Source organism: Buttiauxella izardii, assembly GCF_003601925.1.
In the GTDB taxonomy this organism is placed as follows: domain Bacteria; phylum Pseudomonadota; class Gammaproteobacteria; order Enterobacterales; family Enterobacteriaceae; genus Buttiauxella; species Buttiauxella izardii.
Genome location: NZ_QZWH01000074.1, coordinates 1 through 9,916, shown reverse-complemented (window position 1 = coordinate 9,916; position 9,916 = coordinate 1). Strand labels below are relative to the sequence as shown.

The window sequence follows — 9,916 nt, the reverse complement described above, 5'->3', positions numbered from 1 at the left end:
GTCTTGTTGCCCTCACCCTAACCCTCTCCCTCAGGAGAGGGAATCGTAGGGCTTTCTCCTTCTCCTGGGGGAGAAGGCTGGGATGAGGGCGTTTTCTCTCACCGCACAATCCGACTCCCGCTTACCTTAATTTTCGCTATTATTCCCGCCTCATTATCGCAAATCGAAGAATAAGAATGAAAAACACTCACCACGGACTCAGCCCCGCGCTCATCGTCCTGATGTCTATCGCCACGGGTTTGGCCGTTGCCAGCAACTACTACGCGCAACCCTTGCTCGACACCATCGCTAATGCGTTTTCCCTCTCAATCAACCAGGCCGGATTTATCGTTACCGCCGCGCAATTGGGTTACGCCGCAGGCTTATTGCTGCTGGTGCCACTGGGCGATATGTTTGAACGCCGTAGTTTGATTGTGTTTATGACGCTACTGGCGGCAGGTGGCATGGTGATCACCGCACTGAGCCAGACGCTGTGGATGATGATCCTCGGTACTGCGCTAACGGGTCTATTCTCAGTGGTCGCGCAAATTCTGGTGCCGCTGGCGGCTACGCTTGCGGAACCTGCAAAACGCGGCAAAGTGGTTGGCACCATTATGAGCGGGCTGCTGCTGGGGATTTTGCTGGCGCGAACCGTTGCCGGGCTGCTGGCGAGTATGGGTGGCTGGCGCACCGTTTACTGGGTCGCCAGTGTCTTAATGGTCTTTATGGCGGTAGCGCTGTGGCGCGGCCTGCCGAAAGTGAAGTCAGAAACTCATCTGAATTACCCGCAATTACTCTCTTCGGTATTCGGCCTGTTTATCAAAAACCCGCTGCTGCGCACCCGCGCGCTGTTGGGCTGCCTGACGTTTGCTAACTTCAGCATTCTCTGGACGTCAATGGCATTTCTGCTGGCTTCGCCGCCATTTAACTTCTCGGAAGCAACGATTGGCCTGTTTGGTCTGGCGGGTGCGGCGGGAGCTTTAGGCGCGCGTCCGGCGGGCGGTTTTGCTGACAAAGGCAAAGCCCATCTCACCACCACCATCGGGCTTGTGCTGTTGTTGTTGTCTTGGATTGCCGTCGCGATGGGCCAGTATTCAATCATCGCACTTATCATTGGTATTCTGGTTTTGGACTTAACCGTGCAAGGCGTCCACATCACAAACCAAACCGTTATCTATCGCATGATGCCGGATGCACGAAATCGCCTGACCGCCGGGTATATGACCAGCTACTTTATTGGCGGTGCCGCCGGTTCGATTATTTCGGCCAGCGCCTACCAACATGCTGGATGGAATGGCGTGTGCGCGGCGGGTGCCATCATGGCCCTACTAAATTTGGTAGTGTGGTGGCGTGGGTATCACCGTCAGCCGTGATACCACTAATCCTTTACAGACCCTGCGGATAATTTGGGGTATTAAGGGTCGTACCAGTCTGTTAAGGTTATCCCTGTTTGTTCATTCGAGTGACATTAACGTCAGCAATAGATAAATAGTTAATATGGATAGTCCTGCAACAGCTCCATTAAATAATAAACAAAACGAAGCTACCTGGGTTGAAGGGCTGAAAGACAGTTTACCCATTGTTATCAGCTATATTCCGGTAGCATTCGCTTTTGGATTAAATGCCACCAAGCTGGGATTCACCCCATTCGAAAGCCTGTTTTTCTCCTGCATTATTTATGCGGGTGCCAGTCAATTTGTGATTACCGCTTTGTTGTCTGCGGGCAGTTCTTTGTGGGTCGCCGCATTAACGGTGATGGCAATGGATGTGCGCCACGTTTTATATGGCCCTTCCCTGCGCCAGCGAATCACTCGCCAGTTGAGCAAACCTAAAACGGCGATTTGGGCGTTTGGCCTGACCGATGAAGTTTTTGCCGCAGCGACCGCCAAACTGGTGCGCGATAACCGCCGCTGGAGCGAAAACTGGATGATAGGCATCGCATTCAGTTCGTGGTTCTCCTGGATTCTGGGCACCGCGCTTGGCTCCTGGTCTGGTAACGGTTTGCTGGATAATTTCCCGGCGGTGGAAGCGGCGTTAGGCTTTATGTTGCCCGCCCTTTTCCTGAGCTTCTTACTAGCGTCATTCCAGCGCAAACAGTCATGGACTGTAACCGCGTCGCTTGCCGGTGCGTTATTGGGCGTCACGCTGGTTTCCATTCCTGCGGCTATTCTGGCGGGCATTGTCTGTGGATGCCTGGCGGCGTTAGTGCAGGCGTTTTACCAAGGGGAACCGAGATGATCAGTACACAAGTCCTTTTGCTGGGTCTGCTGGTCGGGTTCGCCAATTATATGTTTCGCTATTTGCCTTTACGCATTCGGGCAAATTCAACGCGCCCGGCTAAACGCGGTGCGACTGGCGTATTGCTCGACAGCATTGGTATTGCGTCAATTTGCGCTTTGTTGGTGGTGTCGAGCGTGCCTGAAATTATGCACGATGCGCAGCGTCTGGTTCCGACGTTAATGGGTTTTATCATTCTCGGGCTGAGTTATTACAAGACTCGCAGCATTATTATCCCGACGTTATTAAGTGCTCTGGGTTATGGATTAACCTGGAAACTCATGATGGTGATCGCAGTCTGACGATAAAAAACGTATAAACAATACATTTACTTTATTTGTCACCATCGTTATTATATCGACCGCAACTAATGAGGTTATGCCAAAATGGATAGTTCGTTTACGCCCATTGAACAAATGCTAAAATTTCGCGCCAAACGCTACGAGGAATTCCCTTATCAGGAAGTCCTTTTGACGCGCCTGTGCATGCACATGCAGGGCAAGCTTTTGGAAAACCGCAATAAAATGCTGAAAGCTCAGGGCATTAACGAGACGCTGTTTATGGCGTTGATCACTCTGGAATCACAGGAAAGCCATAGCATTCAGCCTTCTGAACTGAGCTGTGCTTTGGGTTCTTCACGCACCAACGCGACCCGCATTGCCGATGAACTGGAAAAGCGTGGCTGGATTGAACGCCGTGAAAGCGATAACGATCGCCGCTGCCTGCATCTGCATTTGACCGAAAAAGGTCACGAATTCCTACGTCAGGTGTTACCGCCGCAACATCGCTGCTTGCATGAGCTCTGGTCTGCGCTGAGCGGTACGGAGAAAGAGCAGCTGGAAAATATCACCCGCAAACTGCTGACCCGCCTTGATGAAATGGACGAAAACCAGACTGTACTTGAAGCCGTGCGCTAAGTGCCGTCATCGCGTGAAATCGTAGTGCCCCAAAAAAGATGAATACCGACAGGCCAGCAACTCACCTTGCTGGCCTGTTGGGTCTAACAGGTCGGCTCAGCCGATCACTATAATAAAAAAGTGTGGAGATAAGCATGAGCGCACATGCGGAGACTCAAACCCCGCAGCAGCCGGGTAACAAGAAAGGCAAACGTAAAGGTGCCTTACTCGTATTAACCCTGCTGTTTGTCATTATTGCTGTGGCATATGGGATTTACTGGTTTTTAGTTTTACGTCACTACGAAAACACGGATGATGCGTATGTGGCCGGTAATCAGGTGCAGATTATGTCCCAGGTTTCCGGAAGCGTAACCAAGGTTTGGGCAGACAATACCGACTTCGTTAAACAGGGCGATGTGTTGGTCACGCTGGACCAGGCAGACGCTGAGCAAGCCTTTGAGCAAGCACAAACCGTGCTGGCTTCAAGTGTTCGCCAGACACGTCAGTTAATGATTAATAGTAAGCAGTATCAGGCCAATATCGAGCTGCAAAAGACTTCTCTTGCTCAAGCTCAAAGTGACCTGAACCGTCGCGTGCCGCTGGGTAATGCCAACCTGATTGGCCGTGAAGAATTGCAACACGCCCGAGATGCCGTCGCATCGGCTCAAGCGCAACTGGATGTTGCCGTTCAACAATATAATGCCAATCAGGCGATGATCCTTGGCACCAAACTCGAAGAGCAGCCAAGCGTTAAGCAAGCGGCAGCCGAGTTGCGTAACGCCTGGATGGCACTGCAACGTACCAAAATCGTCAGCCCAATGACCGGTTATGTTTCCCGCCGTGTTGTTCAGGTTGGCGCACAAATCAGCCCAACGACTCCGCTGATGGCTATCGTGCCAGCCAGTGGTTTGTGGGTGGATGCAAACTTTAAAGAGACGCAGCTTGCGCATATGCGTATTGGCCAACCGGCGACCGTTGTCAGTGATATTTACGGCGACAAAGTTGAATACACCGGTAAAGTTGTCGGCCTGGATATGGGCACCGGCAGCGCGTTCTCTTTGCTGCCTGCACAAAATGCCACGGGTAACTGGATCAAAGTCGTGCAGCGTTTGCCTGTGCGTATTGAACTGGATGCAAAACAGCTTGAGCAACACCCGCTGCGAATCGGCCTGTCAACACTGGCGACGGTCGACACCAGCAACCGCGAAGGCAGCATGCTGGCAAATACCACTCGCCACTCTCCAGTGTATGAAAGCAATGCGCGCGAACTGAACCTTGCGCCTGCCAACGAGCTTATCAATAGCATCATCCAGGCTAATGCGGGCTAATAAAGCGGAGGTTGTATGGCACAACAAAAACCGCTAGAAGGGGCACCGCTGGTCATCATGACCATCGCCTTGTCATTGGCGACCTTTATGCAGGTGCTGGACTCCACCATCGCCAACGTGGCTATTCCGACTATCGCCGGGAACCTGGGCTCTTCATTGAGCCAGGGGACCTGGGTTATCACCTCGTTTGGGGTGGCAAATGCCATCTCCATTCCGATAACCGGATGGCTTGCTAAGCGCCTGGGTGAAGTGAAGCTGTTCATGTGGTCAACGATTCTGTTCGTGTTGGCTTCATGGGCGTGCGGCGTGTCCAAAAGCCTGGAGATGCTGATTTTCTTCCGCGTGATTCAGGGGATTGTGGCCGGGCCGTTGATTCCACTTTCGCAAAGTCTGCTGCTCAATAACTATCCGCCTGCCAAGCGAAGTATCGCGCTGGCGCTGTGGTCGATGACGGTTATCGTCGCGCCAATTTGCGGGCCAATTCTCGGCGGTTATATCAGTGATAACTATCACTGGGGCTGGATCTTCTTTATCAACGTGCCCATCGGTGCGGTGGTGGTTCTGCTGACGCTGCAAACGCTGCGCGGGCGTGAAACCAAAACCGAGCATCGACGTATCGACGCCATCGGCCTTGCGCTGTTGGTGGTGGGTATCGGCAGCCTGCAAATCATGCTCGACCGTGGTAAAGAGCTGGATTGGTTTAACTCAACCGAAGTGGTGGTTCTGACTGTCGTCGCGGTGGTGGCGATAAGCTTCTTGATTGTGTGGGAGCTGACGGACGACAACCCGATAGTCGATTTGTCGCTGTTTAAGTCGCGAAACTTTACCATCGGGTGTCTGTGTATCAGCCTCGCCTATATGCTCTACTTCGGCGCCATTGTGTTGCTGCCGCAGCTATTGCAGGAGGTATATGGCTACACGGCAACCTGGGCGGGTCTGGCATCGGCACCGGTCGGGGTTATTCCGGTACTGCTGTCGCCGATAATTGGCCGATTTGCTCACAAGCTCGATATGCGAAGGCTGGTGACGTTCAGCTTTATCATGTACGCCGTCTGCTTCTACTGGCGCGCATACACCTTTGAACCGGGAATGGATTTTGGCGGTTCAGCATGGCCGCAGTTTATTCAGGGCTTCGCCGTAGCGTGCTTCTTTATGCCATTGACGACGATTACGCTTTCCGGTTTACCGCCTGAGCGTATGGCAGCCGCATCGAGTTTGTCGAACTTTACCCGAACCCTTGCCGGCTCGATTGGTACGTCGATAACTACGACGCTGTGGACTAACCGCGAAGCCATGCACCACTCGCAGTTAACAGAATCCGTTTCGCCGTTTAACCCAAATGCACAGCAAATGTATTCGCAACTGGAAAACCTCGGTATGTCGCCGCAACAAGCCTCCGGATATATTGCGCAGCAGATTACCAATCAGGGGCTGATTATTTCTGCCAATGAGATTTTCTGGATTTCAGCGGGGATATTTATTCTGTTGCTGGGGCTGGTATGGTTTGCCCGACCACCGTTTGGAGCGGGTGGTGGTGGCGGCGGAGCGCACTAAGTCAGAAGTACCGTCAGAAATACAAAAGGGGCCAATTGGCCCCTTTTTGTTTTTACTGATTATTGTCGGATGACGCGTTGCTTATCCGACCTACAGGTGCAGCTCTTTGAGTGTCTCTTTCGGCAGAGCCAGCTCTTCGTTGCTGTTGACGCTCACGCCATGCTCAAGGATATGACGCGCGATATCCTGTGCTTCTTGCAGTGAGTGCATGTGGTAGGTGCCACACTGGTAAACGTTCAGCTCAGGGATCTGGTTTTGCTCTTTCACCTTCAGCACATCTTCCATTGCCGCTTTCCATGCATCAGCAACGCGAGACTCTTCCGGCACACCAATCAGGCTCATGTAGAAGCCGGTACGGCAGCCCATTGGCGAGATATCAATAATCTCTACACCGTTTCCGTTCAGGTGATCACGCATAAAACCAGCAAACAGATGTTCAAGTGTATGAATCCCTTTTTCTGGCATCACTTCCTTGTTCGGAATGCAAAAACGCAGATCAAATACAGTAATAGTATCGCCATGAGGCGTATGCATCGTTTTGGCCACACGCACTGCTGGTGCGCCCATGCGGGTATGGTCAACGGTGAAGCTATCCAACAACGGCATCTGACAACCTCCGATAAGTGATTTTTTTAAAAATAAAATGAACCATTCTTTCGTACGCTACTCTGAGTATATGAAAGACGCGCATTTGTTATCATCATCCCTGATTCAGAGATGTATATTTTGGCCACACTGATTGTGGCCTTTTTCTTTTGTATCAAGAGTGACTTTCAAGCCAGACATCGAATGGCTCAGTATCACTGGCCTCGATATCACGCTGGCGCTGCCATGAAGCATCATGTTCTTTCTGCAACACGTCTTCGGTCAAAATCTCCAGCGGTTCCTGAATCAGCATCTGACGATACTGCTCAGCCAGCGCAAGCCCTGTCCCACCAATTCCATTATCAATCATAGACCGCAGAATACGTGCGGAGTACGTTAATTCTGGATTGTCGAAGCACGCAACCAGTTGGTCACACACATCCTGATATTCAGTATTTCCGGCAATGCCATCGAGCGTTTCGGCAACGCGACGTAAATCGGCAAACAGATCTTTGCCTACTTTCGGCAGTGGATGCTGCGCGGTTTCACAGCCCATACCCAGCGTCAGGCCCGGTTTGCGGCCTTCCAGAATCACACGATTCCAGTTTTTGCGGGTACAAAGCAATTCGTCGCTGCTCATTTCAGGCGCGTCAGCCAGCACACACCAAATCATGAACAGATCGAGGAAACGAACTTGCTGCTCGTCAACGCCAATCGGCGAGAACGGGTTGATGTCGAGTGAACGCACTTCGATGTATTCAATCCCGCCGCGCATCAGTGCATCAGAAGGCGACTCACCTGGCCCTGTAACGCGTTTAGGGCGAATCGGTGCATAGAGTTCATTTTCGATTTGCAGCACGTTGGTGTTAATTTGAAGGCGTTTACCGTCCTTCTCTAACCCCATCTGCGCATATTCTTCTGATGGCGTCTTAATCGCACGTTTTAACCCGGCGACATAAGTCTCCAGATCGTTAAACGTAATGCCAAGATTGCTCTGGGATTTATTGGTGTAACCCAAATCGCTCAGACGCAATGATGTCGCGTACGGCAAGTAATTCATGCCGCATTCGGTTTTTTCAAACGGCAACGCGCTTTCTTTCCCTTGCAGGAAGGATGAGCAGATTGCTGGCGATGCACCGAATAAATACGGGATCACCCAACCAAAACGGTAGTAGTTGCGAATCAGGCGGAAGTATCCGGCGGAAATCGCTTCTTTGCCGCTCTGTGCGTCTTCAACACCCAGACGTGCCTGCCAGAATTCAAGCGGCAGCGAAAAGTTGTAGTGAACGCCAGAAATGGTTTGCATCAACGCGCCGTAACGGTTTTTCAGACCTTCGCGGTATAACGTTTTAAAACGCCCGTTGTTGGATGAGCCATATTGCGCCAGTTCAATGTTCTGACCGTCGTCGATATAGCACGGCATACTGAGCGGCCACATACGCTCATCGCCCAGTTCACGGGCGGTATGGCGATGGAGATCGCGCATGAAAGTCAGCATATGGTCGATGTCGCCATCAACCGGAGTAATAAACTCCAGCAACGCTTCAGCGAAGTCTGTGGTGATCCATTTATGCGTCAGCGCTGAGCCCAGGCTTTCCGGGTGGCCTGTCGTTGCCAACTGACCATCTGGAGTGACCCGTAGCGTTTCACGCTCCAGACCACGATGAATACCTTTTACTGCCTGAGGATGCTTTTCCAGCCAGGCCAGCGCCTGTGATACGTTCGGGATCAAATTGACCTCCCGCCTGTCGAGTACATTTTTATTAAGCATAAGAGATGGCGATAATAATACCCTTTAGATTTCGAGTTGCAGGAAGGCGGCAAAGGAGCAAATCCTCTTGAGCTTACTTGAGTAAGTGACAGAGGTTTGCGAGTGCAGCCAACGCACCTGCAGCTTGAAAGATAACGGGTATTTCAGTCCATGCAATTAGTGCCACCACGCAATACCTTGCACCGTTGCAGCCGCTACAACGATATAGCGAATCGCTTTGCCAAGGCATAAAAAAAAGATTACCGGTCCCCAGCTCATTCTTAACAAGCCAGCTAACAGGCACAGTAGGTCGCCTACTACAGGCAGCCAACTGAGTAATAATGTTGCCGGGCCAAAACGCTCCAGCCAGGCGCTTGCTTTTCCATGCCAGCGCGACTTTTCCCGCAACGGAAAAAAACGCCCCAGAATAACGTTAGTCAGACCACCAAGGCTATTACCCATTGTTGCTACAAAAATGAGTAACCACGTTGGCCCTGAGCCTGCGACTAATAGCGCTACCAACACCGCTTCGGAACTGCCCGGCAATAAAGTAGCGCTCAGAAAACTACTGGTAAATAGCGAAAAGAGTGATACAGCTTCACTCACAGTAAACGGACGTCCACACCATCCATTCCAGCCGCTTGCGCCGCTTCGAGGCCGAAATCTGCATCTTCAAACACCACACATTTTTGCGGTGCTACGCCCATTAATTCGGCGCACAGCAAAAAAGTGTCGGGAGCAGGTTTGTGATTTTTAACATGATCGGCTGCAACAACTGCGGAGAAATACTGGCGTAAACCTAAATGTTTCAACAGAGACTCGGCAATATCGCTTTCACTACCGGTTCCCACCGCCATTGGGCGACGGCCATGCCAGGATTTAACAACATCAATGAGGGGAAGTGGGCGAACCGTATCCAGAAGCATCGCTCTGACGGCCTGCGTTTTTTCCTGCGCGAGACGGTGGGGATCAAGATCGGCACGATTGAGTTCGATAATCGCCTGCGCAATGCGCCAGGTTGGAGAGCCGTTCAACGCAACCATAGCCTGCTCGTCGAACTGCATGCCATAACCGGCTAACGTCTCACGCCACGCTTTACGATGTGTTGGTTCGGTATCGAGGATGGTTCCGTCCATATCGAAAATCAGACCTTCGTAACGATCGTACATCTCTACCCTCACATCACTAAATATTGAGGCGTTACTTTAGCGTAAACCAATAATATTGTCGCTTATTGTAATAGAGATAGTTTAGCGGGTGACTAATGATATATAGGGTTTTATTGGGGACTTAATTCAGAATTTTTAGGAGGATGGGACTGAGAAGAAGATGGTGCACCCAGGAAGATTCGAACTTCCGACCGCTCGGTTCGTAGCCGAGTACTCTATCCAGCTGAGCTATGGGTGCATCGGGGTATTGCTTTACTGCTGATTCAATGTCGTTAAACTTACCACAACATCAAAGAAGAATGGTGCACCCAGGAAGATTCGAACTTCCGACCGCTCGGTTCGTAGCCGAGTACTCTATCCAGCTGAGCTATGGGTGCA

The 9,916-nt window shown here is 51.4% G+C and carries 10 protein-coding genes and 2 tRNA genes; 6 read left to right on the top strand and 6 right to left on the bottom strand.

From position 1 onward, the window contains the following. Window positions 1-176 precede the first annotated feature (176 nt). From D6029_RS22205 to emrB, 6 genes are all read left to right on the top strand, one after another. A complete protein-coding gene (locus tag D6029_RS22205; RefSeq protein WP_120066836.1) occupies window positions 177-1,352 on the top strand; it encodes an MFS transporter in 1,176 nt (391 codons plus the stop codon). A 124-nt stretch (window positions 1,353-1,476) separates the two neighbouring features. Beyond that, a complete protein-coding gene (locus D6029_RS22200) occupies window positions 1,477-2,217 on the top strand; it encodes an AzlC family ABC transporter permease (RefSeq protein ID WP_120066835.1) in 741 nt (246 codons plus the stop codon). Continuing rightward, window positions 2,217-2,558: an L-valine transporter subunit YgaH gene (gene ygaH / locus D6029_RS22195; RefSeq protein WP_120066837.1), complete on the top strand. Its 342-nt coding sequence runs from the start codon at window positions 2,217-2,219 to the stop codon at window positions 2,556-2,558. The genes D6029_RS22200 and ygaH overlap by 1 nt, the downstream gene beginning before the upstream one ends. An 84-nt stretch (window positions 2,559-2,642) precedes the next feature. Beyond that, window positions 2,643-3,173, top strand: a complete 531-nt coding sequence (gene mprA / locus D6029_RS22190) for a transcriptional repressor MprA (protein WP_120066834.1) — start codon at window positions 2,643-2,645, stop codon at window positions 3,171-3,173. Between the two features lie 134 nt (window positions 3,174-3,307). Continuing rightward, a complete protein-coding gene (gene emrA, locus D6029_RS22185) occupies window positions 3,308-4,480 on the top strand; it encodes a multidrug efflux MFS transporter periplasmic adaptor subunit EmrA (RefSeq protein WP_120066833.1) in 1,173 nt (390 codons plus the stop codon). Between the two features lie 15 nt (window positions 4,481-4,495). Further along, the gene (gene emrB / locus D6029_RS22180; protein WP_120066832.1) at window positions 4,496-6,034 is read left to right on the top strand and encodes a multidrug efflux MFS transporter permease subunit EmrB; all 1,539 of its coding nucleotides are present in this window, start codon (window positions 4,496-4,498) and stop codon (window positions 6,032-6,034) included. Window positions 6,035-6,124: 90 nt separating this feature from the next. On the opposite strand, the gene luxS is transcribed toward emrB, so the two are convergent. The 6 genes from luxS to D6029_RS22150 form a co-directional block, all read right to left on the bottom strand. Then, on the bottom strand, window positions 6,125-6,640 hold the full coding sequence (gene luxS / locus D6029_RS22175; protein ID WP_120066831.1) for an S-ribosylhomocysteine lyase: 516 nt from the start codon (window positions 6,638-6,640) through the stop codon (window positions 6,125-6,127). Window positions 6,641-6,794: 154 nt separating this feature from the next. Continuing rightward, window positions 6,795-8,351, bottom strand: coding sequence for a glutamate--cysteine ligase (gshA, locus tag D6029_RS22170; protein ID WP_120066830.1), 1,557 nt, complete (start codon window positions 8,349-8,351; stop codon window positions 6,795-6,797). 195 nt (window positions 8,352-8,546) lie between these two features. Beyond that, window positions 8,547-8,975, bottom strand: coding sequence for a YqaA family protein (locus tag D6029_RS22165; RefSeq protein ID WP_120066829.1), 429 nt, complete (start codon window positions 8,973-8,975; stop codon window positions 8,547-8,549). Next, window positions 8,972-9,538, bottom strand: coding sequence for a fructose-1-phosphate/6-phosphogluconate phosphatase (gene yqaB, locus D6029_RS22160; protein WP_120066828.1), 567 nt, complete (start codon window positions 9,536-9,538; stop codon window positions 8,972-8,974). The genes D6029_RS22165 and yqaB overlap by 4 nt, the downstream gene beginning before the upstream one ends. 161 nt (window positions 9,539-9,699) lie before the next feature. Beyond that, window positions 9,700-9,776: transfer RNA gene (locus D6029_RS22155), tRNA-Arg, on the bottom strand. A 62-nt stretch (window positions 9,777-9,838) separates the two neighbouring features. Beyond that, window positions 9,839-9,915 (bottom strand) — tRNA-Arg (locus tag D6029_RS22150). Window position 9,916: the final 1 nt, after the last annotated feature.

Excerpts from the sequence above, each read along its gene's own strand:
- D6029_RS22205 (WP_120066836.1), top strand. The coding sequence starts at position 177 with ATGAAAAACACTCACCACGGACTCAGCCCCGCGCTCATCGTCCTGATG.
- D6029_RS22200 (WP_120066835.1), top strand. The coding sequence starts at position 1,477 with ATGGATAGTCCTGCAACAGCTCCATTAAATAATAAACAAAACGAAGCT.
- mprA (WP_120066834.1), top strand. The coding sequence starts at position 2,643 with ATGGATAGTTCGTTTACGCCCATTGAACAAATGCTAAAATTTCGCGCC.
- emrA (WP_120066833.1), top strand. The coding sequence starts at position 3,308 with ATGAGCGCACATGCGGAGACTCAAACCCCGCAGCAGCCGGGTAACAAG.
- emrB (WP_120066832.1), top strand. The coding sequence starts at position 4,496 with ATGGCACAACAAAAACCGCTAGAAGGGGCACCGCTGGTCATCATGACC.
- luxS (WP_120066831.1), bottom strand. The coding sequence starts at position 6,640 with ATGCCGTTGTTGGATAGCTTCACCGTTGACCATACCCGCATGGGCGCA.
- yqaB (WP_120066828.1), bottom strand. The coding sequence starts at position 9,538 with ATGTACGATCGTTACGAAGGTCTGATTTTCGATATGGACGGAACCATC.